At 62.2% G+C, this 25,130-nt stretch carries 30 protein-coding genes and 1 pseudogene; 10 read left to right on the plus strand and 21 right to left on the minus strand.

Annotated elements, in window-relative coordinates; genetic code table 11:
- The first annotated feature begins 113 nt into the window (after positions 1 to 113).
- Complete coding sequence (locus AC0L3H_RS22525) at positions 114 to 980, plus strand: AraC family transcriptional regulator (protein ID WP_473586938.1); 867 nt, start codon at positions 114 to 116, stop codon at positions 978 to 980.
- A 96-nt stretch (positions 981 to 1,076) separates the two neighbouring features.
- Here the strand turns inward: AC0L3H_RS22525 and AC0L3H_RS22530 are convergent, their stop codons facing one another.
- The 7 genes from AC0L3H_RS22530 to AC0L3H_RS22560 all read right to left on the minus strand — a co-directional run bounded on the left by AC0L3H_RS22530 (position 1,077) and on the right by AC0L3H_RS22560 (position 7,234).
- On the minus strand, positions 1,077 to 2,012 hold the full coding sequence (locus AC0L3H_RS22530) for a ribose-phosphate pyrophosphokinase (protein WP_023799890.1): 936 nt from the start codon (positions 2,010 to 2,012) through the stop codon (positions 1,077 to 1,079).
- Positions 2,013 to 2,177: 165 nt separating this feature from the next.
- Positions 2,178 to 2,801 carry a hypothetical protein gene (locus AC0L3H_RS22535; protein ID WP_473586939.1) on the minus strand — a complete coding sequence of 208 codons (624 nt, stop codon included), beginning with the start codon at positions 2,799 to 2,801 and terminating at the stop codon, positions 2,178 to 2,180.
- Between the two features lie 54 nt (positions 2,802 to 2,855).
- Positions 2,856 to 4,007, minus strand: a complete 1,152-nt coding sequence (locus AC0L3H_RS22540; protein WP_091598395.1) for a M24 family metallopeptidase — start codon at positions 4,005 to 4,007, stop codon at positions 2,856 to 2,858.
- Entirely contained in the window at positions 4,007 to 4,801 is a 795-nt protein-coding gene (gene pgeF / locus AC0L3H_RS22545; protein ID WP_473586940.1) for a peptidoglycan editing factor PgeF, read from the minus strand. Before pgeF ends, AC0L3H_RS22540 begins: the two co-directional genes overlap by 1 nt.
- Positions 4,802 to 4,912: 111 nt before the next feature.
- A complete protein-coding gene (locus AC0L3H_RS22550; RefSeq protein WP_473586941.1) occupies positions 4,913 to 6,001 on the minus strand; it encodes a class I SAM-dependent methyltransferase in 1,089 nt (362 codons plus the stop codon).
- A gap of 72 nt (positions 6,002 to 6,073) precedes the next feature.
- Positions 6,074 to 6,949 (minus strand): prolipoprotein diacylglyceryl transferase, encoded by an 876-nt coding sequence (gene lgt, locus AC0L3H_RS22555; protein WP_473586942.1) that lies wholly within the window; start codon positions 6,947 to 6,949, stop codon positions 6,074 to 6,076.
- A 126-nt stretch (positions 6,950 to 7,075) separates the two neighbouring features.
- Positions 7,076 to 7,234: a hypothetical protein gene (locus tag AC0L3H_RS22560; protein WP_473586943.1), complete on the minus strand. Its 159-nt coding sequence runs from the start codon at positions 7,232 to 7,234 to the stop codon at positions 7,076 to 7,078.
- 154 nt (positions 7,235 to 7,388) lie between these two features.
- On the opposite strand from AC0L3H_RS22560, the gene AC0L3H_RS22565 reads away from it, so the two are divergent.
- The 4 genes and pseudogenes from AC0L3H_RS22565 to AC0L3H_RS22580 all read left to right on the plus strand — a co-directional run bounded on the left by AC0L3H_RS22565 (position 7,389) and on the right by AC0L3H_RS22580 (position 9,714).
- Complete coding sequence (locus AC0L3H_RS22565; protein WP_287057281.1) at positions 7,389 to 7,691, plus strand: accessory factor UbiK family protein; 303 nt, start codon at positions 7,389 to 7,391, stop codon at positions 7,689 to 7,691.
- Between the two features lie 311 nt (positions 7,692 to 8,002).
- Positions 8,003 to 8,503, plus strand: a complete 501-nt coding sequence (locus AC0L3H_RS22570; RefSeq protein ID WP_006202532.1) for a type III secretion system chaperone family protein — start codon at positions 8,003 to 8,005, stop codon at positions 8,501 to 8,503.
- An 18-nt stretch (positions 8,504 to 8,521) separates the two neighbouring features.
- A complete protein-coding gene (locus tag AC0L3H_RS22575; RefSeq protein ID WP_473586944.1) occupies positions 8,522 to 8,881 on the plus strand; it encodes a tRNA-binding protein in 360 nt (119 codons plus the stop codon).
- A gap of 388 nt (positions 8,882 to 9,269) precedes the next feature.
- Positions 9,270 to 9,714, plus strand: a pseudogene (locus AC0L3H_RS22580) (YybH family protein).
- Between the two features lie 235 nt (positions 9,715 to 9,949).
- On the opposite strand, the gene AC0L3H_RS22585 reads toward AC0L3H_RS22580, so the two are convergent.
- The 4 genes from AC0L3H_RS22585 to AC0L3H_RS22600 form a co-directional block, all read right to left on the minus strand.
- Positions 9,950 to 11,035: a glycosyltransferase family 4 protein gene (locus tag AC0L3H_RS22585; protein WP_473586945.1), complete on the minus strand. Its 1,086-nt coding sequence runs from the start codon at positions 11,033 to 11,035 to the stop codon at positions 9,950 to 9,952.
- 203 nt (positions 11,036 to 11,238) lie between these two features.
- Positions 11,239 to 12,651 (minus strand): ATP-binding protein, encoded by a 1,413-nt coding sequence (locus tag AC0L3H_RS22590; protein WP_091598380.1) that lies wholly within the window; start codon positions 12,649 to 12,651, stop codon positions 11,239 to 11,241.
- A gap of 52 nt (positions 12,652 to 12,703) precedes the next feature.
- A complete protein-coding gene (locus AC0L3H_RS22595; RefSeq protein WP_473586946.1) occupies positions 12,704 to 13,423 on the minus strand; it encodes a response regulator in 720 nt (239 codons plus the stop codon).
- Positions 13,410 to 13,943 carry a MarR family winged helix-turn-helix transcriptional regulator gene (locus AC0L3H_RS22600; RefSeq protein WP_031255243.1) on the minus strand — a complete coding sequence of 178 codons (534 nt, stop codon included), beginning with the start codon at positions 13,941 to 13,943 and terminating at the stop codon, positions 13,410 to 13,412. Before AC0L3H_RS22600 ends, AC0L3H_RS22595 begins: the two co-directional genes overlap by 14 nt.
- A 243-nt stretch (positions 13,944 to 14,186) precedes the next feature.
- Here AC0L3H_RS22600 and AC0L3H_RS22605 point away from each other — a divergent pair, with 243 nt between their 5' ends.
- The 3 genes from AC0L3H_RS22605 (at position 14,187) to AC0L3H_RS22615 (ending at position 16,447) form a co-directional block, all read left to right on the plus strand.
- On the plus strand, positions 14,187 to 15,080 hold the full coding sequence (locus AC0L3H_RS22605; protein WP_091598375.1) for a branched-chain amino acid aminotransferase: 894 nt from the start codon (positions 14,187 to 14,189) through the stop codon (positions 15,078 to 15,080).
- A 144-nt stretch (positions 15,081 to 15,224) separates the two neighbouring features.
- Positions 15,225 to 15,542, plus strand: coding sequence for a hypothetical protein (locus AC0L3H_RS22610; RefSeq protein ID WP_027151066.1), 318 nt, complete (start codon positions 15,225 to 15,227; stop codon positions 15,540 to 15,542).
- A gap of 263 nt (positions 15,543 to 15,805) precedes the next feature.
- Entirely contained in the window at positions 15,806 to 16,447 is a 642-nt protein-coding gene (locus AC0L3H_RS22615; protein ID WP_473586947.1) for an MBL fold metallo-hydrolase, read from the plus strand.
- A 109-nt stretch (positions 16,448 to 16,556) separates the two neighbouring features.
- On the opposite strand, the gene AC0L3H_RS22620 is transcribed toward AC0L3H_RS22615, so the two are convergent.
- The 3 genes from AC0L3H_RS22620 to AC0L3H_RS22630 all read right to left on the minus strand — a co-directional run bounded on the left by AC0L3H_RS22620 (position 16,557) and on the right by AC0L3H_RS22630 (position 17,886).
- On the minus strand, positions 16,557 to 16,973 hold the full coding sequence (locus AC0L3H_RS22620; protein ID WP_473586948.1) for a BA14K family protein: 417 nt from the start codon (positions 16,971 to 16,973) through the stop codon (positions 16,557 to 16,559).
- A gap of 232 nt (positions 16,974 to 17,205) precedes the next feature.
- A complete protein-coding gene (locus AC0L3H_RS22625; RefSeq protein ID WP_006202521.1) occupies positions 17,206 to 17,418 on the minus strand; it encodes a cold-shock protein in 213 nt (70 codons plus the stop codon).
- Positions 17,419 to 17,673: 255 nt separating this feature from the next.
- Positions 17,674 to 17,886: a cold-shock protein gene (locus tag AC0L3H_RS22630; RefSeq protein WP_023799871.1), complete on the minus strand. Its 213-nt coding sequence runs from the start codon at positions 17,884 to 17,886 to the stop codon at positions 17,674 to 17,676.
- 499 nt (positions 17,887 to 18,385) lie between these two features.
- On the opposite strand from AC0L3H_RS22630, the gene AC0L3H_RS22635 reads away from it, so the two are divergent.
- Positions 18,386 to 18,787 (plus strand): Kazal-type serine protease inhibitor family protein, encoded by a 402-nt coding sequence (locus tag AC0L3H_RS22635; RefSeq protein WP_023799870.1) that lies wholly within the window; start codon positions 18,386 to 18,388, stop codon positions 18,785 to 18,787.
- Positions 18,788 to 18,874: 87 nt separating this feature from the next.
- On the opposite strand, the gene AC0L3H_RS22640 is transcribed toward AC0L3H_RS22635, so the two are convergent.
- The 4 genes from AC0L3H_RS22640 to AC0L3H_RS22655 form a co-directional block, all read right to left on the minus strand.
- Positions 18,875 to 20,428, minus strand: a complete 1,554-nt coding sequence (locus AC0L3H_RS22640; RefSeq protein ID WP_473586949.1) for an EAL domain-containing protein — start codon at positions 20,426 to 20,428, stop codon at positions 18,875 to 18,877.
- Between the two features lie 168 nt (positions 20,429 to 20,596).
- Positions 20,597 to 20,734 (minus strand): hypothetical protein, encoded by a 138-nt coding sequence (locus AC0L3H_RS22645; protein WP_473495143.1) that lies wholly within the window; start codon positions 20,732 to 20,734, stop codon positions 20,597 to 20,599.
- 50 nt (positions 20,735 to 20,784) lie between these two features.
- On the minus strand, positions 20,785 to 21,033 hold the full coding sequence (locus AC0L3H_RS22650; RefSeq protein ID WP_128169625.1) for a hypothetical protein: 249 nt from the start codon (positions 21,031 to 21,033) through the stop codon (positions 20,785 to 20,787).
- Positions 21,030 to 21,296 (minus strand): hypothetical protein, encoded by a 267-nt coding sequence (locus tag AC0L3H_RS22655; protein ID WP_473586950.1) that lies wholly within the window; start codon positions 21,294 to 21,296, stop codon positions 21,030 to 21,032. Before AC0L3H_RS22655 ends, AC0L3H_RS22650 begins: the two co-directional genes overlap by 4 nt.
- A gap of 768 nt (positions 21,297 to 22,064) precedes the next feature.
- Between AC0L3H_RS22655 and AC0L3H_RS22660 the strand changes: the two genes are divergently transcribed.
- Complete coding sequence (locus AC0L3H_RS22660) at positions 22,065 to 23,699, plus strand: tetratricopeptide repeat-containing sulfotransferase family protein (RefSeq protein ID WP_473586951.1); 1,635 nt, start codon at positions 22,065 to 22,067, stop codon at positions 23,697 to 23,699.
- Between the two features lie 7 nt (positions 23,700 to 23,706).
- Here AC0L3H_RS22660 and AC0L3H_RS22665 read toward each other — a convergent pair whose 3' ends face one another.
- The 3 genes from AC0L3H_RS22665 to AC0L3H_RS22675 all read right to left on the minus strand — a co-directional run bounded on the left by AC0L3H_RS22665 (position 23,707) and on the right by AC0L3H_RS22675 (position 25,058).
- Positions 23,707 to 24,060, minus strand: a complete 354-nt coding sequence (locus AC0L3H_RS22665) for a DUF1428 domain-containing protein (protein WP_473586952.1) — start codon at positions 24,058 to 24,060, stop codon at positions 23,707 to 23,709.
- Between the two features lie 183 nt (positions 24,061 to 24,243).
- Positions 24,244 to 24,672, minus strand: a complete 429-nt coding sequence (locus AC0L3H_RS22670) for a VOC family protein (RefSeq protein ID WP_091598521.1) — start codon at positions 24,670 to 24,672, stop codon at positions 24,244 to 24,246.
- A gap of 200 nt (positions 24,673 to 24,872) precedes the next feature.
- Positions 24,873 to 25,058 (minus strand): hypothetical protein, encoded by a 186-nt coding sequence (locus tag AC0L3H_RS22675; RefSeq protein WP_023799860.1) that lies wholly within the window; start codon positions 25,056 to 25,058, stop codon positions 24,873 to 24,875.
- Between the last annotated feature and the right edge of the window lie 72 nt (positions 25,059 to 25,130).

Consider the following 25,130-nt stretch of genomic DNA (forward strand, 5'->3'; position numbering starts at 1 on the left):
TTTGGCGGACGCTCCCGCAGGCGGCCCTTATGGCCCCGCTGCCTTATAAGTTACTTGCCGGGCGACTTCTTTCGTGGTTTGGTCCAATAGTTTCGCGAGTGGGCCAATAGCCAATGCCGCATGGCACCGAAATCTTCAAAGCGGGCGACACCGATCTCGGCCAGTTCACCGATCTCGGGCTGCTGCGCCGCTGGCAATGGCTGGAGCAGGCTGTCGGGCCGGCGGTGGCCCTGCCGACCGAATTTCCCGACGGCTACCACGTGCCGCAGCACCGTCACAGCCGCAGTCAATTGCTGCATGCGCTTGTCGGCGTCGTGCTGGTGACGACGCGGCATGGGCGCTGGATGGTGCCGCCCGATCATGCGATGTGGATTCCTGCCGGCACCGAGCATTCCGTCGAGATGCTTGGCGACGTCAGCATGCGCTCGGTCTATGTGATGCCGGACGCCATTGCCGGGCTGCCGGATGGCTTGCGCGTCGTCGGCATCACCGATCTGATGCACAGCCTCATCGTGGAATCGGAAAAGCTGCCGCAGGGCGCCGAGCTTGAGGGGCGCGGCGGGCTGATCATGAGCCTGCTGCTGCATGAAATCCCGAACCTGCCGGAACGGCCGCTCGGCCTGCCTTTTCCTTCGGATCCAAGGCTTGCGGCACTGTGCCGGCGCTTCGTCGCAGCACCCTCGCCGCACGCGACGATCGACGAATGGGCCGATATCGTCGGCATGAGCCGGCGTTCCTTCACCCGCGCCTTTCATCGCCAGACCGGATTGTCGATGTCGACATGGCGCCAGCAGGCCTGCCTGTTCGCGGCCTTGCCGCGGCTGGCGGACGGCGAGCCGATCACAAGGGTAGCACTCGACCTCGGCTATGACAGCGTGCCGGCCTTCATCACCATGTTCAAGCGCATGCTGGGGGCATCGCCGCGCGGCTATATGCGCGGCTCTAGGGACAACATCAGGGTGTCGAACGGAAGCGCATGACCCCGAACCTTTTCGGAGAGGATCATGCGCAAAATCAAGGTGCTACAGCGTCCTTTGCGCGTCTCTGGACGCGCGGCGCTGTATCGCGGGCAGATTTCAGTCGAACAGGCTCGACACCGACTCTTCGGTCGCCGTGCGCGAGATCGCCTCACCCATCAGGTCGGCGATGGAGACGACGCGGATGTTGCTGGCGTCGAGCACCGCCTGGGTCGGCTGGATGGAATCGGTGATGACCAGTTCCTGCAGCTTCGAGGCGCCGATGCGGGCGATGGCGCCGCCGGACAGAACGCCATGGGTGGTGTAGGCGGTGACGCTGGTGGCGCCGGCGGCAAGCAGCGCATCGGCCGCATTGCACAAGGTACCGCCCGAATCGATGATGTCGTCGATCAGCAGGCAATCCTTGCCGCGCACGTCGCCGATGACGTTCATGACTTCCGATTCGCCAGGGCGCTCGCGACGCTTATCGACGATGGCAAGCTGGGCGTCGATGCGCTTGGCGAGAGCGCGGGCGCGGACCACGCCGCCAACATCCGGCGACACGACCATGACATTGGCAAGCCGCTTGTATTTCGCCTTCACATCGCGGGCCATGACCGGCACCGAGAAGAGATTGTCGGTCGGGATGTCGAAAAAGCCCTGGATCTGGCCGGCGTGGAGATCCAGCGTCAAGACGCGATCGACCCCGGCCCGCGTGATCATGTTGGCGACCAGCTTGGCCGAGATCGGCGTGCGGCCCGAGGCGCGGCGGTCTTGCCTTGCATAGCCGAAATAGGGAATGACCGCCGTGATGCGCTTGGCCGACGAGCGCATGAAGGCATCGATCATGATGAGCAGTTCCATCAGGTGATCGTTGGTCGGGAACGAGGTGGACTGCAGGATGAAGACATCCTCGCCACGCACATTCTCCTGTATTTCGACGAAGATTTCCTGATCGGCGAAGCGCCTGACGCTGGCTTTGCCCAGCGGAATGTTGAGATAGCGGGCGACCGCTTCGGCCAGCACCCTGTTGGAATTGCCCGCGAAAAGCTTCATGCACCGTTCCTGGTGAAGGATGGAGACTCTGGCAGACTCTCTTGAGCCCCTTAGTCGGGGCTTTTAGCGGCCCGTGCCGGTATTGCAAGCGTCGTGATCGGAATCCGCCGGCTAATCTCAATAAACGTCGACGGCGAGGGAAGCCGGCAACATGTCAGCCGCCGGTCAGCCCGCTTGCCCGCCAAGCCATGTGGCAAACTGGTCGATCGTCTGGTCGGCGATCGATTGCATGGTCTCCGGCGCGACTGCAGCCCAGCCTTCGCCATCATTGACCGAGGGCGCCTTCTGCTGGCCGTTGATGCGATGCAGCCGGTTGCCTGCCGGGTCATAGACGTCCCAGACATAGATGACGGTGGTATCCTTGCCTTCCGACATCGTCGAGAAATAGCCTTTCAGCACATGCGTCGGGGTCTGTCCGGCGCTTCCTGCCAAGGTGATGCCGCGCTGCTTGGCTCGCGTCTGAAGCTGCGCGGTCAATGGTGTCGCGGCTTCCACCGAGGCGCCGACGATCGGCGCCACCTGCAGGCGGGTGCGTGCGATGACGGCGGCGCTTTTTGCCGGCAGCTCGGTTGCGGGCTGTGCCGTCGCGGAAGGCTGTGTTGTCGCGGAAGGCTGGGCAGTGGCTGCAGGTGCGGTCGGCGTTGCAGCCGTGCCGCTTCCGGGCGTTGCCACGGTCTGCGTCGACTGCGGGGCGATGGCCGAGGGTTCGAGAACGTCCTTCGCGTTGGTGCAGGCGGCCAGCGTCAGCGCCGCGAGCAATGACACGGTCGTCGCATGCGATCGCCTCATTTCCCTCAAAACTCCCTGGCGATGAACGCCTCTTGCATTCTTACCATTATGGATTCATTGCACAATCAAGTCGAGATCATGGCGGGACAGCGGCTTCGGCTGCGATTCAGTCGTCAGATAGGTGCGGCCAAGCGTCATCGCCGTCTCGGTTTCGGAGTCCATGATGATCATGTGGGCGAACAGCGTCATGTTCGGCGCGATCGGTTCGGGATTGCCCTGATAGAACATAGGCATGTCCATCCATGATGGGGTGAAGCGGGCGCCGAGCGAATAGCCGCAGGCGTTGAGCCGGTGCTTGGTCAAATTGTGCGCCTCGAGCGTGCGGGCATGCGCGTCGAACACGTCGCCGAAGGTATTTCCGGGCGTCATCGCCTTTTCGACCGCCAGAAGTGCGGCGCGCGCTGCATCGAACAGTTCCTGGTGACGTTTCGACACTTTGCCGGTCAGCACCGTGCGCATCATCGCCGCATGGTAATGGTGGAAGACGCCGGCCCATTCGAGCGTCAGCTGGTCGTTCTTGCTCAGCTTGCGGCGGCCAGCCTTGTAACGGCAAAGCAGTGCGTCCACGCCGGAGCCGATGATGAACTCGTTGGCCGGATAGTCGCCGCCGCCGGCAAAGATCGCGCCCTGCATGGCGGCAAGGATCAAGGCTTCGTCGCCACCCTGCTTGATCAGCGGCAGGGCCGCGTCCAGAGCGTCGTCGGCGAGATTTGCGGCCTTTTCCACCTTGGCGATTTCGGCCGGGCTCTTGAACAGGCGCAGCCGGCTGACGATGCCGGACGCGTCGGCGATCTGGCCAAAGGTCTGCAATTGCTCGTCCAGGCGCCGGCCATTGTAGGCGGTCAGCCCGTGGGTGTCGTATTCGACGCCGATGCGGGCGCCGAGCAGGTCGAGGTCGTTGAGCAGATTGCGCAGGTCGATCGCCGGATTGGCGCCGTCGCGGTCGGTCCACAGCACGATGTTGTCGATGATCGAGGTGTGGCGCGCCTGGCGCAGATCGGCCGAGCGCGTGAGCAGGATCATCGAGCCGTCTGCCTTCACCACCAGGCACTGGAAGAAGCAGAAGCCGAACGTATCGTAGCCGGTCAGCCAGTACATGCTCTCCTGCGCAAACAAAAGGACGGCATCGAGCTTCTTCTCGGCGATCTCGATCATCAGCCGATCGCGCCGCGCGTCAAATTCCGACCGTTCGAAATGCAGCGCCATTATTCTGTCTCCAAAACGATTGCCGAAATCTGCCGCCCGTAATCCGGCTCCTTGCGATGGGTGCTGCGCCGGTAGGAATAGAACAGATCCTCCTCGGCGTAGGTGCAGCGGCCGAGCCCATCGGCGATGACGCTGGCCCGGGTCAGCCGATCGACCGTATAGCGGTTGAGGTCGAACATTGCATGTTCCGGCTTCGCCGAAGGCGCGAAATAGCTGATATTGTCGGCATCTGCCTCGACAAAACGAGCGATGAATTCCGGGCCGACTTCATAGTTTTCCGGGCCGATGGACGGGCCGAGAACCGCAACGATGCGCTCGCGCCGGGCGCCGAGGCTTTCCATTGCCGCAATGGTGTTTTCCAGCACGCCTGACAAGGCGCCCCTCCAGCCGGCATGGGCTGCGCCGACGATTCGCGCCTCGGCATCGGCGAACAGCACCGGTCCGCAATCGGCCGTCGAGGCGCCCACCGCAATCCCCGGCCGGTCGGTGACGACGGCGTCGGCCTTCGGCCGCTCGCCGGAAAAAGGCTCCCTGGCGATGACGACGTCGGGCGAATGGATCTGGTGGGCAGTCAACAGATGGCTTGATGGCACGCCCATCCAGTCGGCGACGCGGCGGCGGTTCTCGGCGACCTGCGTCTGGTCGTCGCTCGAGCCGGTGCCGATGTTGAGGCCCTGATAGATGCCGCTGGAGACGCCGCCGACGCGGGTGAAATAGCCGTGGCGAATGCCTTGCGCCCGCGCTTTCTCCAGCAAGGGCGACCGAACGGGATCCGGTTTGGTCTGATTCAGCATGGCTGCGTTGTTGTCCGTGAGAGCGATTTCGTCAAGCGACAGTCGAAAGATGGCGACAGTCCAACGGCGACAGTCGGAAGGCGGGAGAGTGGGAGAGGCGGCAGTGAAAAGTCAATCCGCCGTTGCAAAGGGCGGAACGGCGATGCCGGCAGGCAGGACCGCAAGCACCTTGAACAGGTCGCCCATGGCTTGCGGGCCGGCGAGGCGTTCGACCTCGCCCGCAATCTTTTCGCGCGCCGCCTCATTGGCATTGGCGCCGAGCTGACCGGCGCGTTCGAGAAGCCCCATTTCCACCAGGAATTCGCCTTGCGTGGAGAGATGGGCATCGAGGCCATGCGCCCGCACAACCGCGGCAAGGGCGGCGAAATCGACATGGGCGGTGAGATCGGCTTCGCCCGGATTGGCCAGCACATCTTCGTGATCGTGCTTGCGCAAGGCCTGCAAGGTGTCGCCGATCCCTGGCTGGAGGTAGCCATAGTCGAGGAACAGGCCGGCGCCGCCGAGCCCGGCCAAGCGCTCGGCGATGCTCGCCATCAGCGCGGCTCGGGCCGGCGCGACCTCGACGATCGCGCCCTGTGGCGCGTTTTCGGCATCGTCCGGCAACAGCGTTGGATCGACCGAGCCGGCGCCGGCGAAGACGTGCAATTGGTCGGCGCCGTCGAGGCCGATCATCCGTTCGCGCCAGCCTGTTCCGGCGCGGACGAACTGGCGGATCGGCACCGCGTCGAACAATTCGTTGCCGACGATGAAAAGCGGGGTCTGCGGCAGCGTGTCGATGCTTTCGTGCCAGCCGATCGCGGCCGGCGTGGCGACAAGCGTTTGCCTTTGGACATCGGCCAGTCGCGGACTGGTCTCGATCATGGCGAACGACGCACCGGCGGTCAGCGCCGGATCGAGCCGCGCAAGCGTGCGCAGCATGTCCTTCATCAGCGTGCCGCGGCCGGGGCCGATCTCGGCGATGGTGGCCGGCATCGGCCGGCCGGTCGCCAGCCAGGCTTCGTAGAGCCAGACGGCGATCAGCTCGCCGAAAATCTGGCTGATCTCTGGCGCGGTGACGAAGTCGCCGGCAGCCCCGAACGGCTCGCGCGTCGTATAGTAACCGTCCAGCGGATCGAACAGGCAAAGCGCCATGTAGTGGTTGACGGGGATCGGCCCCGCCGCACCGATCAGCTCGACGATGCGGGTTTTCAGCCGGGTCATACCGGCTGTGGCTGCGTTACCGCCCTAGGGCGACGTGCGTCCATTTGGACAGTACGCCCTGGCACTTTGATTCTACGCATCGTGCTTCCCCAAAATCGATTCCGATTTTTGGGCCGATGCGGTAGCGGTCGCCATCGCCCAGATGCCGGCCAGCAGCATCGGCAGCGACAGCACCATGCCCATCGTCAGCCAGCCGGTGCCGAGGAGGTAGCCGAGCTGCTGGTCGGGCTCGCGGAAGAATTCGACAAGGATGCGCGAGAGACCGTAGCCGGCGATGAAGGCGCCGCCGACGAAGCGCGGCGTCTTCAGCTTGAGCCTGGAATGGGTGAGGAAGCGCAGGACCAGGAACAGCACCAGGCCTTCGAGCAGCGCCTCGTAGAGCTGGCTCGGATGGCGCGCAAAGGGCCCGCCATTGGGGAATTCGACAGCCCATGGCACGTCGGTCGGCCGGCCCCAGAGTTCGGAGTTGATGAAATTCGCCATGCGGACGAGGCCAAGGCCGACCGGCACGCCGGCCGCCACCACGTCGAACAGCGACCATGTGCGGATGCCGCGCGACCAGGAAAACAGCGTCATGGCGAGAATGACGCCGAGCAGCCCGCCATGGAACGACATGCCGCCCTGCCAGACGGCAAGGATATCGAACGGTTGAGCGATGTAGCGCGGCAGGTCGTAGAACAGCACGTAGCCGACACGCCCGCCAAGCACCACGCCGATGGCCGCCCAGACGATGAAGTCGTCGAGATCCTCGGGCCGCATTGGCATGGTGCCGTCGGGCCAGAGCCTCGCATTGGTGACGAGCCGCTTGGCATACCACCAGGCGAAGAGAATGCCGACGATGTAGCCGACGCCATACCAATGCACCGCCAGCGGTCCGATCTGGACGATGACCGGGTCGATGTTGGGGAAGGGCAGGGCGGCCAGCGGCAGCATAAGATATTCGCTCAACAGGATCTCCCGGTTGCGATCACGTTCGGGCGCGGACCATGCGGCAGGGTTTTGACGGGGTCAAGGCGACGCTGGCGCGGCAAATACGGCTTCGGGAAGCAGGCTGATCGTGCCGGTACTGCCGCCTCAGCGCTTGGTCCCGGCCAATGCCCTGTATTTGGCCTCCAGGCGGTCAAGCACCTCTTCCACAGGCTTCACCCGCCCTGCGTCGGCATCGCCGATGCCCTTGGCGAGCGCGGCGTCGCGTGCGGCAATACGCTGGTCCAAATTCGCACTGAAAGCCATTTCAGTCCCCGTCAGAATGCTCTTCCTTGGATGGTACCAGCTATGGCTTGCGAGACTAGGTCAAATTGCATCGACTTGATGACGTAGCAGCCTCAACGTTCTTGCATTCCGCGTCGCGCGCCACTACGTCAAATCGAGCAAGCGAGGATTTGCCATGTCGACCGGACCGAACCGCATTCTCGATGAATTCGCCAAGCTGATGACCGACGCTGCCGGTGCCGCGCAAGGCGTGCGCCGCGAAGTGGAAACCGCCTTCAAGGGGCAGGCCGAGCGTGTTCTCAACTCGATGGACCTGGTGCAGCGCGAAGAATTCGAGGCCGCCCGCGACATGGCGGTAAAAGCCAGGGAAGAAAACACCCGTCTCGCTGCGCGCATCGAGACGCTTGAGGCAAAGCTCGCCGAACTGACCGGGCAGGCCGCGCCTGCGGCTGCGGCGAAGCCCAGACCAAAAAAATAACGTTAAACTTTTCCACAAAGCACAATCGCAAAAAGCGCTTTGTCGTGAATCGCTTACCGGCATTGCGTGAATCTTTGTGACAGCGGCTTTCCACATGCGAATGACGCAGTGCGAAAAATTGGGCTGGTCACGCGACTCCCGATCAATAGACTGAATTTGTTGCATGATTCGGAGCAGGGTCATGCGCCGGGCGGTGGGGTCCGGTCTGGGGTCTTTGTGCGTTGACGAAGTCCCGGCCGTCCGAGTTCTAGACAAAATTGTTCGTTGTGGGTGCCCCGCCGGCCGAGGCGAAGGAACGACAGGAAGCATTCATGGAACTTCTCGAACTCGAATTCTCGCGCGAAATCCATCCGGTGGATGTTATCGAGCAGGTGGCGCACAACAACGACTGGTCCTTCGAGCGGGCCGGCGACGACGAGATTTCGATTTCGGTTGCCGGAAGCTGGACCGACTACCACGTCTCATTTTCCTGGATGGAGGATTTCGAGGCGCTGCATCTGGCCTGCGCTTTCGACATCAAGGTGCCAGAGGCGCGCGCGCTCGAAGTGATGCGGCTGCTTTCGCTGATCAACGAGCAGATGCTGTTCGGCCATTTCGACCTCTGGGAGCAGGAGGGCGCGATCATGTTCCGCCAGTCGCTGCTGCTCGCCGGCGGGGTCGAGCCGTCGAGCCAGCAGGTCGAGGTGCTGCTGTCGTCGGCGCTGGAAGCCTGCGAATGCTACTTCCAGGCGTTCCAGTTCGTCGTCTGGTCGGGAACCTCGGCCAAGGATGCGCTGGCCGGCGTCCTGTTCGAGACCTACGGAAACGCCTGAGCCAGGTCCTGACCCGCCATGAGTTCGAGCAGCCAGCGCAAGCCCGACATCAGCTTCGCCGATTTCGACCGGGTCGACATTCGCGCCGGCACGATCGTCGAGGCCAAGCCGTTTCCCGAGGCGCGCAAGCCGTCGATCAAGCTGAAGATCGATTTCGGCGCTGACATCGGAGTGAAGAAATCGTCGGCGCAGATCACCAAATACTATGCGCCCGAGACGCTGATCGGCCGGCAGGTGTTCGCGGTGGTCAATTTTCCGCCGCGGCAGATCGGCCCCTTCATGTCGGAAGTGCTGACGCTTGGCTTTCCCGACGAGGAGGGTGCGGTCGTCCTCGGTGCGATCGAACGCAGGGTGCCTGACGGCGGCCGACTGTTTTAGCTTCGTCACCGAAGCCGACGCGCAGACTTCCGTGGCCGTTCCTGGTTTTTGATCTCAAACGCATCGAGCGTGCCAGCTCCACCGATCTCCCACGAAAAAATGGTTGCGCTCTGGACAGTTATAGGTGCGAGCAATTGTTTGAACTTGACCATCCGCACGAGGATGAAGCGCGTGGTTTCCCCAAAGTCGTGATCACCAGAACCTCGGCGACAACATCGATTGAGCTTTCGTTGTGGGCGGCCATATGATCGATTTTCAGTGGAAGAGCCCTTGAGAGATTAGATGGTTTGGACCACCCCAAACGGATTAGTCGACAGCCCAACGGCCCAGGCTTATTGTTTTGACGCGGCATCTGTCGAGTTGTGCCGCCAATTCTCGGGAGGATACGATGGTTCGACTGCTGACTGCGATTTTCGCTGTGCTTTCCCTTTGCCTCTTTTCGTGGTCGTCCGCCAACGCTGACCCCGTCGACGATCAGGTGAAAGCCGCTTACGTGGCCTGGGACGCTGCTTTCAACAAAGCAGACGCAAAGGCGGTTGCGGCGTTCTACACCGACGACGCGATCTTTCTTGCCCGCCACCCATGACGTCATCAAGGCACCGGACGGGGTCGAAAAATTCTTTGGCGGCCTCTTCGGCATGGGAGTGACAGGCCACAAGCTCGAACTGATCGAAGCAGGAGGTGACGGCAACCTGCTGTTTGGCACGGCGAAATGGTCGGCCAAGGGTAAAGACGCCAATGGTGAGGATCAGCCGTGGGCCGGGATGGCAACCCACGTCTTCGAAAAGCAGGCAGATGGCAGCCTGAAACTCCGGCTGCACACCTTCAACTGATCAACGGCGTCCTTGCTTCCGACGGGAGGGGTCCGCTACCGGGTCGCTGCCTCAGCTAGCGCAGTCGCGATCCTGACGGACGCCAAGAGCTGCACCCTGGCGCAAGTAATTGAAATCGATCAGCGCCTCCGCTTCCCTGTTTTCGGCAAAGCGTTCCGGATGAACCTGCGGAGTAAGTGCGGCCCGCCGCCGCCTCAACCCAACAAGTTCTTCACCGAAACGGGCCGCTCGCAGATCACGAAATGGATCCTCGGGTCTGCGCGCCGGCGTTGCCGCCGCTTCGCCCGTGGATGACGAAAGGTGGTGTCAGTTTCCGCTGGGTGCCCAGCGCCTCTCCAACCGTTTCCAGGAACATCTCCGCGCAGGCCTTCCAGCTATAGCGCATTGCCCGTTGGCGCGCTTCGGCGCGGTCGACATCGAGCGCGGCGAGCGCGGCCTCACGCAAATCGTTCGATACGGCTCCGCCGACGCCGTCGCCGACAATGTCGATCGGCCCGGTCACCGGATAGGCTGCGACCGGCGTGCCGCTGGCCAGCGCCTCGATGATGACATTGCCGAACGTGTCGGTGCGGCTGGGAAAAATGAAGACATCGGCCGAGGCATAGATTTCGGCCAGTTCGTCGTTCGGGCGGTGGCCAAGGAAATGGGCATCGTTGTATCTGGCCTTGAGCCTGGCCAACTCAGGTCCCTCGCCGACGACCACCTTGCTGCCGGGCAAATCCAGGTCGAGGAAGGCGGCCAGGTTCTTTTCGATCGCGACGCGGCCGACGCAGAGGAAGATCGGTCGCTCGAGCCCCAGATCCTTTTTCTTGTCCGGCCGGAAATGGTCGGTATCGACGCCGCGCGTCCATGGCCTGAGCTTGGTGAAGCCGCGCGCCGCCAGATCGTCCGCCAGAGACTGGGTGGCGACCAGCGTGCCTTGTCCGGAATTGTGGAAATCGCGAAGCCAGCGATAGGCCCAGGCTTCCGGTATTGGCAGGCGCGCGCTCAGATATTCCGGAAAGCGCGTGTGATAGCTTGTGGTGAACGGCCGGCCGGCCTTGCGGCAATAGCGCCGCGCCATGATGCCGAGCGGCCCCTCGGTGACGATATGGATATGATCGGCATTGCGCGCTTGGATCAGGCGCGCCACGTGGCCTGGCGTCGTCAGCGCCAGCCGGATGTCCGGGTAGGTCGGCAGCGGCAAGGTGCGAAAGATATTCGGGGTCAGGAAGTCCGTCTCGACGTCAAAGGATTTCAGGGTTTCTGAAAGCCGTTCCAGCGTATGGACAACGCCGTTGACTTGCGGGCGCCAGGCGTCGGTGACCATCAGGATGCGCATAGCAGGCCTTTGCTTGAAAGGTCGTCGGTTTCCTTGATGCGGGGCCGCAAGGCCGAATCAATCGGGATCACGCGCTTCATGCGCGCTCTTCAGCATGGTTTCATGACGGGCGGATGAAGGCAGTACGTCCAATTGGACGCACGTCGCGTGGGTTCTATGTGTAGAGCGTACTTTGTGCGTCCAAGGACGCACGTCGCTCTAATTCAGGCCGGAACCTTGATGACGGCGCGCAAGCCGCCGAGCGGGCTCTTGTCGAGCATGATGTCGCCGCCATGGCTGCGGGCAATGTCGCGTGCGATGGCAAGGCCAAGGCCGGTGCCGCTGGCATCGAGGTTGCGGGCTTCGTCAAGCCGCACGAAAGGCTTGAACACGTGCTCGCGCTTTTCAGGCGGAATGCCCGGACCGTCGTCGTCGATGGTGACGAGCAGCGAGCCGCGGCCGTGGTTGGCGTTGATCTCAACCGTCTTGGCATAACGGAAGGCGTTGCCGACGACGTTGGACAACAGCCGGGCAAAGGCGTGGGGCCGCACATGCACATTTGGATCGCCGGCGAGCGAGGTGGACAGTTTGCGCTTGCGCAGCGTCGCCTCCTCGCCGAGCTTGTCGAAATAGGCTTCAAGGTTGAAACGGCCGGCGTCTTCCGTTGCCTCGCCGCGGGCAAAGGCGAGATAGCCTTCTAGCATGGACTGCATGTCGTCGATGTCCTGGCCGAGCGCCTCGGTGTCGGCCTTGGTCCCGGTCAGCGCAAGCTGCAGCTTGAAGCGCGTGAGGATGGTCCTCAAGTCGTGACTGACGCCGCTCAGCATGGCGGTGCGCTGTTCGAGCTGGCGTTCGATGCGTTCGCGCATTTGGATGAAGGCAAAGCCGGCGCGGCGAACCTCCTCGGCGCCGCGCGGACGGAAATCGAGCGGCATCGGCCGGCCCTTGCCGAAACTTTCGGCGGCCTCGGCCAGCGTCAGGATCGGCCGGATCTGGTTGCGCAGGAACGGGATGGCAATCATCAGCAGCACCAGCGAGGTGCCGACCATCCAGATCAGGAAAATGTGCGTGTTCGAGGCATAGGCCTGGCTGCGGCGCACGAAGGCGCGCAGCACCTTGCCTTCGAGCTGGACGCGGACCTCGATGATATTGGAATTGCCGACCGTATCGATCCAGAACGGACGGTTGATCTGATGGGTGATCTCGGACGAGAGAATTTCGTCGAGGATCGAGAAGAACGGCTTTGGACCGGGCGCCGGCAGAGGATCGGGCGGCAGCAAGTCGATCTTCAGCTGCATGCGATCCTGCGCGATGCGGATGATGTTGGCGTAGTCGGCGTCGTGCGGATACGTTTCCACCAGGTCGACGATCGCGGCAATGTCGCGGACCGTGGCCTGCGACAGGCGCTGCGTCACGGTCTGCCAGTGGCGTTCCATGAAGACAAACGCGAGGACCGATTGCAGCAGGATCATCGGCGCGATGACGATGATCAGCGAGCGGGCATAGAGCCGCTTCGGCATGTAAAGCGAAACCAGGCGCCAGAACCGTTTCCAGGCAAGCGGCACGGCCTTCAGTGCCCGCCTGGCGCGAGCGCTCAAGCCGCGATCTCCCGGCCGTTCCAGTTGCGTGGTCGCCATTCGCCCTTTTTGCTCATCCGCAGCCGCTCGACAAGGGGTTGCGGGCGGCAGTCTATTCCACGCTGAGCCGATACCCAATACCGCGCACGGTCTGCAGCCAGACCGGATTGGACGGATCGCGCTCGATCTTGCGGCGCAGCCTGTTGATCTGGACGTCGATGGTGCGCTCGCCGACTTCGGATTCGTCGCCGACGAGTTCATGACGCGGTATCGTTTCGCCGGCCCGGGCCGCGAAAATCGCCAGGATCTCCTGCTCGCGGTCGGTCAGCTTCAGTGCCTCGCCGCCGCGCTTGAGCTCCCGCCTGGCGATCTGGAACGTGTAAGGCCCGAAAACCAGCTGCTCGACCTTGGGCGTCGTAGCCGGACCGCCGCGGCGCAGGATGTTGTTGATGCGCAGGATCAATTCGCGGGGATCGAAAGGCTTCGGCAGATAGTCGTCGGCGCCGGCCTCGAGCCCGGTGATCCGGCTGTCGGTTTCTGAGAGCGCGGTAAGCATCAGGATCGGCACGTTCTTGGTTGCCCGCAACGCTTTGGCGAGATCGACTCCGGTTTCGCCCGGCATCATGATATCGAGCACCAGCAGATCGAAATCGAGGCCGGCGAGCTTGCGCCGCGCTTCGCCGGAATTTCCGGCAACAGTGACGCGAAAGCCGTTTTCGGTCAGATATTGTTTGAGAAGATTGCGGATACGGGTATCGTCATCAATCACCAGCAGATGCGGCGCATCGTCGTCCGGTGCTGCCGGTTTATCAACCCTTTCAATGGTCTCCATGGCTTTTCCCTGACGTTTTTGCGGGCACAATGTCGATCTGCGCCCTTAGTTCCGGATTGACCATCGCTTCCAGGAAGCGCTCGATCAAGGCGCGTTCGGTGGCTCCGGAATCTTCCAATGCAGCATGGATGCGGCGTGACTGTGGCCGTGCCAGCGCCAGCGCCAGGGCGCGGCCCTTGGCTGTCGGATAGAGCTCGCGCTGGCGGCGGTCGCGCGGACCCTGCAACTGGACGATGTGGTCGGTATCGATCAGTTGCTTGAGCACGCGCGCCAGGCTCTGCTTGGTGATCTTCAGCACGTCGAGGAGTTCGGCGACCGTCAGGCCCGGCCTGCGATTGACGAAATGCAGAACCCGGTGATGGGCGCGGCCGAAACCATAGTCGGACAGGATCTGGTCCGGATCGGAGGTAAAATCGCGATAGGCGAAGAAGAACAGTTCGATGATGGCAAAGTCGATGCCGTCCTCGTCGGTGATCGCCGTCCTGATCGGTTTTCCGGCTGGGTGGCTGCGATCCGTCATCTTTTCTCCGTGCGGAAGGGAAATTATGTCAGTACTATTGACGTAATTTCCCGGCAATGGTAATTTTTGACAAGCTTTTCGGCGGATTGCGAACGAAAAGGCAAGGGAAAGCCGTTTTTCCGGAACTTCCTGTGTTTGCCGGACCTTATATATCCGCCTACGCTTCGAGATAGTGGCCGCCCGGTGCGGCTGACAAGAAACGCGCAACGATAATGTGCGGGCGGCCGCCCGCGGGAGGTTACCATGGCATCCGTTCCCTTTGACCAAATGGACGGCTTTATCTGGATGAACGGCGAGTTCGTCCAATGGGCCGACGCCAAGATCCACGTGCTGACCCATGGCCTGCACTACGCCAGCGCGGTGTTCGAGGGCGAACGCGCCTATGGCGGCGAGATTTTCAAGCTGACCGACCACAGCGAGCGCCTGCACGAATCGGCACGCCTGCTCGGCTTCAAGATTCCCTATTCGGTTGCCGAGATCGACGACGCCTGCCGCACGCTGTTGAAGAAGCAGGGTTTTCAGGATGCCTATGTCAGGCCGATCGCCTGGCGCGGCAGCGAACAGATGGGCGTCTCGGCGCAAAACAGCCGGATCAACTGCGCCATCGCCATCTGGCAGTGGCCCAGCTATTTCGATCCGGCACAGAAGCTGAAGGGCATCCGCCTCGATCTGGCCGAATGGCGCCGCCCCGATCCGCGCACCGCGCCGTCGAAATCGAAGGCTGCCGGCCTCTACATGATCTGCACCATGTCCAAGCATGCCGCCGAAGCCAAAGGCTATGCCGACGCCATGATGCTGGACTGGCGCGGCCAGGTTGCGGAAGCAACCGGCGCCAACATCTTCTTTGTCAAGGACGGCAAGATCCACACACCCACCCCCGATTGCTTCCTCGACGGCATCACCCGCCGTACAGTCATTGGTCTTGCCAAGGATCGCGGATTCGAGGTGATCGAGCGCACCATCATGCCGGAAGAACTCGAAGGCTTCCAGCAGTGCTTCCTCACCGGAACGGCGGCCGAGGTGACGCCCGTTTCAGAAATCGGTCCATACCGATTCGAGGTGGGCGAAATCGCCAAGACTCTGATGAACGACTATTCTGCAGCCGTTCAACCCAAGCATGCGATTGCCGCAGAATAACGAAAGTCACAACTTTTTTAACAAGTAGGGGCGGTTTTCGGACTGCCCCTTTTATTTAAGCACCTCGGCATTTGACTTTCGTCCAGTTCGGCGTCTCATGATGCTGTCGCCAGGGAGGCTGGCAGCTATGGAGGGACTGGTAATATGGACATGAACACGCTTCTTCAGATCATTGTTCAGGTGATTATGGGTGTCATTGGTGGTCAGGCGGTGGGCGCCGCGCTCAAGACAGCGGCAATGGGGCAGCTTACCAAAATCCTCGGCGGCGCCCTTGGCGGCGTCGGCGGTGCGGCCATCCTCGGCAGCCTGCTCGGCGGCGGCACGATCGATCCGGCTGCGGCCGCAGCGGCAACGGGCGGATTGGGCAGCGCGCTGAATGTGCAGAACATCCTCGGCGGTGCTGGTGGTGGCGCCATCCTGACGGCCATCATCGGCGCGGTCATGAACGCGACGAAGAAGTAAGCTTAATGCATGTCGCGCAAAAGCATGCCCTCCAGGGCCTGACCCGAGGTGCGCAGCGGTTTTGCGATAACGACATGCATAAAAACAATAACATAAAGCGCGTCGCATAAATCCATTCAGCCGCGACGCGCTTTAGCGGTTTCGGGCTTTGCGTGGGCGGCTTCGGCCGCCCATTTCATTTTGGCGTTGTCGCGACAGCCGGATGCGGTGGACGACGTTCGCATGTGTCTCTAAATCAGAAGCGACACAGCGAAAGGACGATCATGGGTCAGCTCAACGCCGGCATCGTGCCGGTCACGGCCTTCCAGCAAAACTGCACCATCCTCTTCGACATGGATGACAGGCAAGGCGTCGTCGTCGATCCCGGCGGCGACATCGACAAGGTGCTGGCAGTGCTCAAGGACAATGCGATCAACGCCGGCGCGATCTGGATAACGCATGGTCACATCGACCACGCCGGCGGCGCCATGGAGCTGAAGGAGGCGCTCGGCATCGAGATCATCGGCCCGCATGAGGCCGACCGTCCGTTGCTTGCCAATCTCGAGAATCAGGCGAAACACTACGGCATCACCGATCCGGTGCGCAACTGCGTGCCCGACCGCTTTCTCGGCGAAGGCGATAACGTCTCGTTCGGCCAGCACGCGTTCCAAGTCTTTCATTGCCCGGGCCACGCGCCCGGCCATGTCGTCTTCTACAATCGTGCTGCGAAGTTCGCCCATGTCGGCGACGTGTTGTTCCGCGGCTCGGTCGGGCGCACCGATCTGCCGGGCGGCGACCACGCCGCGCTGATCGCCTCGATCAAGGACAAGCTTCTGCCGCTCGGCGACGACATCGGCTTCATCTGCGGCCATGGTCCCGGCGGCCGCTTCGGCGAGGAGCGCCGGAGCAACCCCTTCCTGATTTAAACGCGTCGTGGCTGCGGAGCCTCACGCGACGCGCGTCGGTCTCTCCTTATGACGCCGAAAAAAAAGCGCTGGCCTTGCGGACAGCGCTTTTTTTGGGGGCAGGGAAGCCTCAGTTCGCGGTGCAGAAATGCTGTTCGCCGTCATAGCCGGTGAACGTGCCGGTGCGGGCGTTGAAAGAGCGATAACGATCCGAACAATATTCATACCAGCCACGGGTCCATGGCTCGGCATAGCCGTCATTGTAGACGACCCGCGGTTCCGCGTAGTAGCGGCGCACCGGGGCGGGCCGTGGATAGCGATCATAATCGTCATAGCCGGGGTCGTAATAGCTGGGCTGCGGGTTGTTGAGCGCACCGACGATCAGGGCGCCGGCCGCGAGGCCAAGGACGCCTGCCGCGATCGCATCGCCATTACCACGATGGTGGTGCCGGTGGCGCCAGTCACCAGCGCTGGCCGCCGGCAAGGTCGCGAGCGTGGTTGCAACAATTGCGGCGGACAGGACGGCGGTCTTGAAAATTCGGTTCATCTCAGTCTCCTTCGTGCCGGCCCGGGTAATCTGCGGCCCGGGTAATCTGGGGGATGCGGTCCGGCTTTACCGAAGACTAATAGGTGACCGTGGCTGAACGGGGGCTGAACGAAATTGGCGGGCTGGGACCAGTCGATTCATCGATCAGGCATGGCGCAAGGCACAAATATCGTATGCTCAACAAGGAGCGGAGCTGCGTCAGCGGATCGTCCGATGCTGTATCGAGCTCGGCTCAGCCGATCGACAGGTTGACGGCTTTCGGACCCTTGCCGCGCTTGTCCGGCTCGGTGTCGAATGTTACCTTCTGCCCATCCTCAAGACCGGGAAGACCCGACGCCTGCACGGCCGAAATATGGACGAAGACATCCTTCGCGCCATCATCCGGCGTGATGAAGCCGAAGCCTTTGGCATGATTGAAGAATTTGACGGTGCCGGTCTGCGGCATGGGAAGCTCCTTTGATCCCATCAAGTCCAGTCTCGGGCCGGCAAATGCCCGAGTGGAAATTTGTCGTTTATTTTAGCGCCATCGGCAAGAGAAAGTTTTGCGAGCAGTGGCTTGCCGCCCTGCCACGAAAAAAGGCGCGACGAAACCGCCGCGCCTTCGAAACTCGGGTCCGGCGCTGAAAGCCGGTTCAAGGCCTTTGGAGCGGCCTCGGGCTCGTTCCTGGCACGTCCGCGCGGACGTGCGCGCGCCGACGATTCAGTCCGCGCGGAGATTGACCGCCTTGGGTCCCTTGCCCATGCGGTCGGGCTCGACATCGAACGTGACCTTCTGGCCATCGACGAGCGTGCGCAGGCCCGAAGCCTCGATCGCGGAGATGTGGACGAACACATCCTTGGCGCCGTCATCTGGCGTGATGAAGCCGAAGCCTTTGGTAGCGTTGAAGAATTTAACGGTGCCGGTCTGGGCCATTGGGGAAACTCCTTCACCCGTGTCAGTCTTTGTGGTTTGCCCGCCGCCTGACGCCGTGGGCAAGTCCCGGTGGTTGCTTCGGCAGTCATGCATTGGCGCATGGTCAAAACCCCCCGCCGAAAAACGGGGCCGTCAGAGATTCACAGTATCGGGGAAAGGTCGTCCAAAACGTTCCGCTCTCCGGGTCGCAAATGCCCGAACACAAAATTTATCGCACGGAAACGCGGTGGTTGCAAGGTAGCGCCAAAGGCCGCCCATGGGCGCGTCCGCACGCACGGCATCGACAAAGCGGTGTTCTCGTCCGGTGATCGTCGGCCATAGCCCGGCCACGCAGGCTGGGGCCTGCAAACAGGGGTTGCATTCGGCCGGTGGAATGGCGAGGATCGGCTTCATTTTTGGCATGCCGTTGTCCCAAACCGCTTCGCACCCTCGGGTCAGAGTCCCGTGGGCATGCTTTGGGTGACATGCATTGGAGCGGGGGCTCGAGGGAGGTCTGGTGATGAAATTTCCTGCGGCAATCTTCTCGCGACAGGGTTTTGCCATCCTGTTGCTGTCGGCAGTACTTGCAGCCTGTACCGCGGTGGTGGTGGAGGAGGACGGACCGGGGTACCGCCCGCCTCGGCCCGAGCCGCAATTTTGCACCAGACAATATGATCCGGTCTGCGCCCGGCGCGGTGGCGACCGCCAGACCTTCGCCAATGCCTGCCTTGCCGAGCGGGCCGGATATCGCATCATCAGCGGCGGCCGGTGCCGCGACGGTGGCGGTGATGGAGAGCAGACGTTCTGCACGCGCGAATACCGCCCGGTCTGCGCCCGCCGCGGCGGCGAGTTGCGCACCTTCCCCAACGCTTGCGAGGCTCGCGCCGCCGACTATCGCATCGTAGACGACGGTCCCTGCTGAGAGGCTGGTTTACTCCCCGTCTCCGGGCGGGGAGGCTCATCCATCAACTGAGCGCAGCCGCGCGAGCGCAGCTGGCGGCTCTTGCTTCTACGCCGGCAGCCTGGCCTTGCGGCAATAGGCGATGAACTCGGCCGCGGGCATAGGTTTGGCAAACAACCAACCCTGACCATAGTCGACGTCGCGTTCCATCAGGTAGTCGGCCTGTGCCTGCGTCTCGACGCCCTCGGCAATGATCTTCAGCTTCAGCGTCTTGACCAGGTCGATGATATGCGGCGTGACGGAACTGGTGGCGGAATCCGTAGCGATCGTGTCGATGAACGACTTATCGATTTTCAGCGCATCGAGCGGCAGGCCCTCGAGATGGGACAGGCTCGAATAGCCTGTGCCGAAGTCGTCGATTGCGACCGCATGGCCAAGCTCGCGGGCGCGAACGACGGTCGAACGCGCTGAATCGACGTCGACGAAACCGCGCTCCGTCGCCTCCAGCCAGATCTGCCGAGGCTGAATTCCGGTGTGCTGCAGGGCCTTTTCGATGACCGGAAGGACCCTTGCCGTTCTAACGTCCGCCGGGCTGAGATTGATCGCGATGTGGAGCGAACGATTGGCGACAAGAAGTTTTTTCAGGTCCAAAACAACAAGGGCGATGATCTGGTCGGTGATTGCCGCGATCAGGCCGCTCTCTTCGGCCAGCGGGACGAAAAGATCGGGCCGGACCAGCGAGCCGTCGGGTCGTCTCCAGCGCACCAGCGCTTCGGCACCCACGCAATTGCCTGTCCCGAGCGCGACGATCGGCTGATAGTGGACGATAAACTCGTGCTTGCGCACGGCAATCTGCAATTCTCCAAGCGGCGACAGCCGCCGTCGTGACAGCCAGACAACCATGCCGATGATGAAGGCGGCGATGAAAGCGCCGAGGGGAAGCAACAGCAATTGCCGCCGACGCACGCTGTCGACAATCTGGCTTTCCGGTTCGGTGGCGACGGCGATCCAGTCCGTCCCGCGCACCGCGGCAAACAGATGACTGTCATCCAGGCCTTTGCCCGGGTCGGCGATGATCTTCCCGATGCGCGCAGGATCAGGCCCGTTCAGCGCGCTGAGCAGGACGCCCGTGTTTGTCGCCAGGGGAAGCTGAACGTCGGGATCGACGACGATGTCGACAAAGCGCAGCGGGTCGATAAGGACATTATGGCGCTTGTACTGCAGGGCCATCAGCGGATGGTCCTGGTTGGCCAGAGGCCGTATCCGGGCAGTGACGGCAACGCCGTCTGCAGCGGTGAAATCCGGTGCGGCTTGCGCAACGCTTCCTTCGGTCGGTCCCCAGGATGTGCATTTGAGCAGGCCGTTTTCGAAATAGCCCATTTCTTCGATCGAGCGCGTGTTGATGGCGAGCCGCCGCATGCGGGCAATGTGGTCCACCGAACAGCGGTCGCCGGTGAACCGGTCGATCTCCCGCAACGCGCCGGCTGCATCCTTGAGGGATATGCTGGCCCTGGCGATCGCGCGGTTGGCGAACAGCTCCAGCCGCTCGTGTTCTTCTTGAACCGCCAGGACCCATGAAAAGTGGAACATCGCCGCGATGGGCACTATCGCGCCGAGCAGGGCCAGCACCACCGCTGTCACGATGATGCGCGACCTGTCCATGTGCGCCTCCCTGCCTTCGGCTGCGAGCGACGATTTCGCGCGCGGCCCGCCAGGCGCCAACCGTGATCGGGCCTGGTTCCAGCGGACCTTATAGGGCTTCGAAATTACGTGATCTTTAATCCGGCCCGCGGTGGCTGGATGAATGCAGGGCTGCTCATCCGTTTGCCGCTAGCTCTTGGACTTCGGTTTCAAACCGGCTTCCGCCTGCTTGACAGCCGAGCCGAAGGGCGAGGCCGGCTTTGCTGCCGTCTTGTCCTTCTTGGGCTTGCGTGTCTCGCGGTTGCTGCGCTGTTGACCCTTGGCCATTTCCTGGTCCCTCGTGATTGATGAACATGGTGGCGACGGTTGATGGGCGGCTAGCCGTTTGGATCGTCGGCCACTTCGAGATTGTCTTCCGTGGTGACCCGCTCATGGGTCTCCTCGTTGCTGCGGATGCGGTATTGCGGCGAGCCGTCCTTGACCGGCAGCCTGCTTTTGATCTGGAACAACTCGGCGGTCTTCTGAACAAGGCCGGTGCGGCTCTTCATGCGAACGGTCTGGCCGATCGCGAAAAGATGCGCAGGCGTGTCGGTGCGCGGGCGCGCGTTCTGCTGGAAGCGGATCATGCGGCATTCTCCTGGTCGCGCCTCAGCGCGGTTTCGAGTTCGGCGAAGTCGATGGCGACCAATTGGCTGGTCTGGCTTTTCACCGTCCTTGCCGGCAGGCGGATGAAAGTGGCGACACGGCGCCAGGCAAGCCACGAGATGCCATCGACAAGCTCCTCATCGTGGTCGATGTCGTAGTCGCCGGCCGGCAATTGTCCTTCCAGGCCGCCAATCATGAAGGGTGCCTCGAAATGCGCGATGAAATGGGTAGTTCGGCCAGACATTCTCGTGCCTCGAAGTGTCGTCTTGGATTCGATAGCGTGGTGCCCGCTTCGCGGCACCGGGACCTAAGGTCGTGGGTCCCTGTTCGGCAATTTGGGTATCGGCAATTTGGGTATCGGCGATCTGGAATGAGTTTGGCGGGTCGAGAACTTCTGACGCCGCGAGATGCCAAGCTTGGCCCAAAAAACGATCTCAATTCACTAATCCCAAAATGCGGTTTATTCAAGAAGATTCCCGCCCGTCGCCGACCTCCTCGTAAATTTACTTTTCTAGGGCTATTTGGGAAATGGTGATACGGTCCGGAAACTTCACAAGAATTGTTTGAGATCGTGCCGGAAAAATTCATCCCGGAATCGATTTTTATTTACATCTGAAAGGAAAAATCATGTTTTCCGTGAAAACACCTGATGGTTCGACCGTAACCATCCAGCCGATTGTCAAGCAGGTCGCCGGGCCTGCGAAAGTGGTGTCGGCACGGCTGACGATATGACGAGGCAGCAAGGCGCAGGATCGCCGATACCGACGGCACGCTGCGGCGGGCCAGACAGGTTGCGGAGACCAACCGCCTGATCTGACACGGCCGGCCCATGAACCCAGGATTTCCGGCAAGCTGGCCTGCGAACCCTTGAACCTGCCGCGCCGATGGCTTAGATCGCGGCAGGCGGACAAAACACGGCAGGTTTCCCATCAACAGAGATCCGAGAAGACCGGCAGGCGCGGGCGGCAATTTCGGCTCAGGCGGACAGCCGCCGCTGGGGCTCGACCAGCGCGTGCAGCAGGCACTGCAATTGCATCAGGCGGGGCGCCGGCAGGAAGCCGAGATGCTCTACCGGCAGGTGCTGGCGCAAAAGGCCAATCATGCGGCGGCAGCACATTTCCTCGGTTTGCTGCTGCACCAGACCGGGCGCAGCGCCGAAGGACTTGATCTCCTCGAACAGTCGGTGCGCCTGCAACCCAAGAATCCAGATTTCCTCAACAATCTCGGCACGGTGATGCGCGACCTCGGCCGTGTCGGTGCAGCCGTCGATTTCTTCCGTGGCGCGGTGGCAATCCGGCCGGAGCAACTCGCGGCGCGCGACAATCTCGGCTCCTCGCTGAAGCAACTCGGCCAGTTCGAGGGCGCGGAGGAGATCTATCGCGGCACCATCGGCCGCAACCCGTTCCATGTCCGCGCCCGCATCGGGCTTGCCGAAACGCTGCAGGAGGCTGGGCGGCTCGACGAGGCGCTCGCCGTCTTCCGCGAAGCATTGGCAATTCGGCCGAAAGACGCCGACCTGCTGCACGGTCTGGGCGTCGGGCTGATGGAGAAGGGCAGCCTCGCAGAGGCAGCGGAGCATTTCCGGCAGGCGCTGGCGGTCGATCCCGGCATGGCCAGGGCCTGGCTGATGCTCACCCAGGTCAAGCGCCAGCAGGAGCGCGACGCCGAGCTTGCCGGGATGGAGGCGCAGCACGCCAAGGCGCCGGACGGCAGCCTGGCGCGCATGCAGCTTTCGTTCGGCCTCGGCAAGGCCAATGACGATCTGAAGGATTATGGCCGTGCCTTCGATTATTTCGCCGAAGGCAATGCCATCCGCCGCATGGGCATCGACTATGATGCGGGCAAGACACGCGCCGAATTCGAAACGATGAAGGCGGTGTTCGACAAGGCCTTCTTCGATAGGCACAGACCGAGCGGGATTGCCGACGACACGCCGGTCTTCGTCGTCGGCATGCCGCGCTCCGGCACCACGCTGGTCGAGCAGATCATCGCCAGCCACCGCCAAGTCTATGGCGCGGGCGAGCTCGGCATATTGAAGACGGCGGTGGGAAAACAGTTTCCGCCTGGTATGAAGGGCGGTTTCCCCAGCGGGATCGCTGACCTGCCCGACAAGGCCTTTGCCGAGGCAGGCCAGGCCTATCTGGACCTGCTGCACGCCCGCTATCCGGGTTTCCGGCATGTCACCGACAAGATGCCCGGCAATTTCCTTTTGGTCGGCTTCATCCATCTGATGCTGCCCAAGGCCAAGATCATCCATTGCGCGCGCGACGCGGCGGCGACCTGCCTGTCGATCTACAAGGTGCATTTCCGCGGCGACAGCCACCGCTACGGCTACGACCTCGGCGAGCTTGCCGATTTCCACAATCTCTACACCGACATCATGGCGCATTGGCGCACCGTTCTGCCTGATGTCGTGCATGATGTGCGCTATGAGGATTTCGTCGCCGACCAGGAAGGGCAGACGCGGGCGCTGATCGCCTATCTCGGCCTGCCATGGGACGATACAGTGCTGTCGTTCCACGAGACCGACCGGCCGGTGCGCACGGCGTCGGCGGCGCAGGTGCGCCAGCCGATGTACCAGGGCTCGGTCGATCTGTGGAAGCGCTATGGCGACCGGCTCAAGCCGCTGCTCGACCGGCTGGCGTAATGCGGGCCTACAACTCAATGAAGGGCTGAAAGCCGCCGAAGATCATGCGCTTGCCGTCGAACGGCATCGCCGACCAGTCGGACTTCAGCCGCTCATCGGCCATCACCTTGGCCATCACCGCATCGCGGCTCTGCCGCGATTCATAGACGACCCACGAGAAGACGACGATCTCGTCGTCCTTGGCCTGCACGGCGCGCGGGAACGAGGTCATTTCGCCATAGGGCACGTCGTCGCTAATGCACTCGACATAGGCGAGCGCGCCATGCTCCATCCAGACGGTGCCGCCTAACCGCGCCATTTCCTTGTAGGCATCGAGATTCGCCTTGGGCACGGCGAGTACGAAACCATCGACATAGGACATTGTGGTTCTCCTTGGGTTGGATTTCCTTCTCCCCTTGTGGGAGAAGGTGGCCGAGCGAAGCTCGGTCGGATGAGGGGTGTTCCAGGGAAACACCAACGTCTCATTTCTTCCAGCATCCCTCATCCGTCTCGGCGCTACGCGCCGATCCACCTCCCACAAGGGGAGAAGGAAGAAACGGAGGCGCTACGCCGCCTTTACTGGCGCGTTCATCGCCCACTCCACGCCGAAGGGATCAGTCAACTGACCCCAGCGATCGCCCCAGAACATCACCTGCAGCGGCGTGCCGACCTTGCAACCGGCATCGATGGCGCGCTGCCACCAGGCGTCGATGTCGTCGCTGCCGAGATGCAGCTGCATGGTGAAGCCCTGCGGCTTCACCGGGGCCATTCCGTGCTCGGGATAGAAGTCGGAAATCATCAAGGTCGAACCGTTGATGTGGAGATGGATGTGCATCGTCCGGCCCTGCTCGTCCGGCGGGTAGAAGAAGACCTGCTCGGCGCCGAAGGCCTTCTGATAGAATTCCGAAGCCTTGAAGGCGCCGTCCAGCTGAAGGTAGGGCGTCAATCCGCCGAGGACTTTCGCTTTAGGCTGGGTTTGGGGCTGGTCGTTCATCTTTTTGCTCCTCTCTGCGTTTGGTTTGACCTTGCGGACCACAGGACGAATGAAGCGGCGGCGATCCTACACGTCAGATGGATTTTTTTAATGCCGGGACCAGATGCGCCCAGCCGTCAGAGGTTGGAGTGACCCCGTGCGACGCGTAGGGCTTATGACGGCGCCGCTGCGGCCGGTTGGTCTCTTCAACTTGCCTCGGATCATCTTGCCTCAGACAGGGAGATTGCAATCCGGCGGCTGTTTTGCGCGTCGACGACAATCTCCGGCCAGCCGATGTCCTTGCGCAGTTCGATCGGCAATGAAAGCAGGGCGCGCTCGCTGCGGTAGCGGGCGCGAGCCGCCGAGTAACGGGTCGCTATGCGACCTACGGATGACAGAATGGACATGATGCTCTCTCCTCGATTGGCGCCGGCATCACCGTGTCGGCATCCCAAGGACGTGGCGCGCGGCCATGATCC

The sequence above is a fragment of the Mesorhizobium sp. WSM4816 genome, assembly GCF_055811535.1.

Excerpts from the sequence above, each read along its gene's own strand:
- AC0L3H_RS22525 (WP_473586938.1), top strand. The coding sequence starts at position 114 with ATGCCGCATGGCACCGAAATCTTCAAAGCGGGCGACACCGATCTCGGC.
- AC0L3H_RS22530 (WP_023799890.1), bottom strand. The coding sequence starts at position 2,012 with ATGAAGCTTTTCGCGGGCAATTCCAACAGGGTGCTGGCCGAAGCGGTC.
- AC0L3H_RS22535 (WP_473586939.1), bottom strand. The coding sequence starts at position 2,801 with ATGAGGCGATCGCATGCGACGACCGTGTCATTGCTCGCGGCGCTGACG.
- AC0L3H_RS22540 (WP_091598395.1), bottom strand. The coding sequence starts at position 4,007 with ATGGCGCTGCATTTCGAACGGTCGGAATTTGACGCGCGGCGCGATCGG.
- pgeF (WP_473586940.1), bottom strand. The coding sequence starts at position 4,801 with ATGCTGAATCAGACCAAACCGGATCCCGTTCGGTCGCCCTTGCTGGAG.
- AC0L3H_RS22550 (WP_473586941.1), bottom strand. The coding sequence starts at position 6,001 with ATGACCCGGCTGAAAACCCGCATCGTCGAGCTGATCGGTGCGGCGGGG.
- AC0L3H_RS22560 (WP_473586943.1), bottom strand. The coding sequence starts at position 7,234 with ATGGCTTTCAGTGCGAATTTGGACCAGCGTATTGCCGCACGCGACGCC.
- AC0L3H_RS22565 (WP_287057281.1), top strand. The coding sequence starts at position 7,389 with ATGTCGACCGGACCGAACCGCATTCTCGATGAATTCGCCAAGCTGATG.
- AC0L3H_RS22570 (WP_006202532.1), top strand. The coding sequence starts at position 8,003 with ATGGAACTTCTCGAACTCGAATTCTCGCGCGAAATCCATCCGGTGGAT.
- AC0L3H_RS22575 (WP_473586944.1), top strand. The coding sequence starts at position 8,522 with ATGAGTTCGAGCAGCCAGCGCAAGCCCGACATCAGCTTCGCCGATTTC.
- AC0L3H_RS22585 (WP_473586945.1), bottom strand. The coding sequence starts at position 11,035 with ATGCGCATCCTGATGGTCACCGACGCCTGGCGCCCGCAAGTCAACGGC.
- AC0L3H_RS22590 (WP_091598380.1), bottom strand. The coding sequence starts at position 12,651 with ATGGCGACCACGCAACTGGAACGGCCGGGAGATCGCGGCTTGAGCGCT.
- AC0L3H_RS22595 (WP_473586946.1), bottom strand. The coding sequence starts at position 13,423 with ATGGAGACCATTGAAAGGGTTGATAAACCGGCAGCACCGGACGACGAT.
- AC0L3H_RS22600 (WP_031255243.1), bottom strand. The coding sequence starts at position 13,943 with ATGACGGATCGCAGCCACCCAGCCGGAAAACCGATCAGGACGGCGATC.
- AC0L3H_RS22605 (WP_091598375.1), top strand. The coding sequence starts at position 14,187 with ATGGCATCCGTTCCCTTTGACCAAATGGACGGCTTTATCTGGATGAAC.
- AC0L3H_RS22610 (WP_027151066.1), top strand. The coding sequence starts at position 15,225 with ATGGACATGAACACGCTTCTTCAGATCATTGTTCAGGTGATTATGGGT.
- AC0L3H_RS22615 (WP_473586947.1), top strand. The coding sequence starts at position 15,806 with ATGGGTCAGCTCAACGCCGGCATCGTGCCGGTCACGGCCTTCCAGCAA.
- AC0L3H_RS22620 (WP_473586948.1), bottom strand. The coding sequence starts at position 16,973 with ATGAACCGAATTTTCAAGACCGCCGTCCTGTCCGCCGCAATTGTTGCA.
- AC0L3H_RS22625 (WP_006202521.1), bottom strand. The coding sequence starts at position 17,418 with ATGCCGCAGACCGGCACCGTCAAATTCTTCAATCATGCCAAAGGCTTC.
- AC0L3H_RS22630 (WP_023799871.1), bottom strand. The coding sequence starts at position 17,886 with ATGGCCCAGACCGGCACCGTTAAATTCTTCAACGCTACCAAAGGCTTC.
- AC0L3H_RS22635 (WP_023799870.1), top strand. The coding sequence starts at position 18,386 with ATGAAATTTCCTGCGGCAATCTTCTCGCGACAGGGTTTTGCCATCCTG.
- AC0L3H_RS22640 (WP_473586949.1), bottom strand. The coding sequence starts at position 20,428 with ATGGACAGGTCGCGCATCATCGTGACAGCGGTGGTGCTGGCCCTGCTC.
- AC0L3H_RS22645 (WP_473495143.1), bottom strand. The coding sequence starts at position 20,734 with ATGGCCAAGGGTCAACAGCGCAGCAACCGCGAGACACGCAAGCCCAAG.
- AC0L3H_RS22650 (WP_128169625.1), bottom strand. The coding sequence starts at position 21,033 with ATGATCCGCTTCCAGCAGAACGCGCGCCCGCGCACCGACACGCCTGCG.
- AC0L3H_RS22655 (WP_473586950.1), bottom strand. The coding sequence starts at position 21,296 with ATGTCTGGCCGAACTACCCATTTCATCGCGCATTTCGAGGCACCCTTC.
- AC0L3H_RS22665 (WP_473586952.1), bottom strand. The coding sequence starts at position 24,060 with ATGTCCTATGTCGATGGTTTCGTACTCGCCGTGCCCAAGGCGAATCTC.
- AC0L3H_RS22670 (WP_091598521.1), bottom strand. The coding sequence starts at position 24,672 with ATGAACGACCAGCCCCAAACCCAGCCTAAAGCGAAAGTCCTCGGCGGA.
- AC0L3H_RS22675 (WP_023799860.1), bottom strand. The coding sequence starts at position 25,058 with ATGTCCATTCTGTCATCCGTAGGTCGCATAGCGACCCGTTACTCGGCG.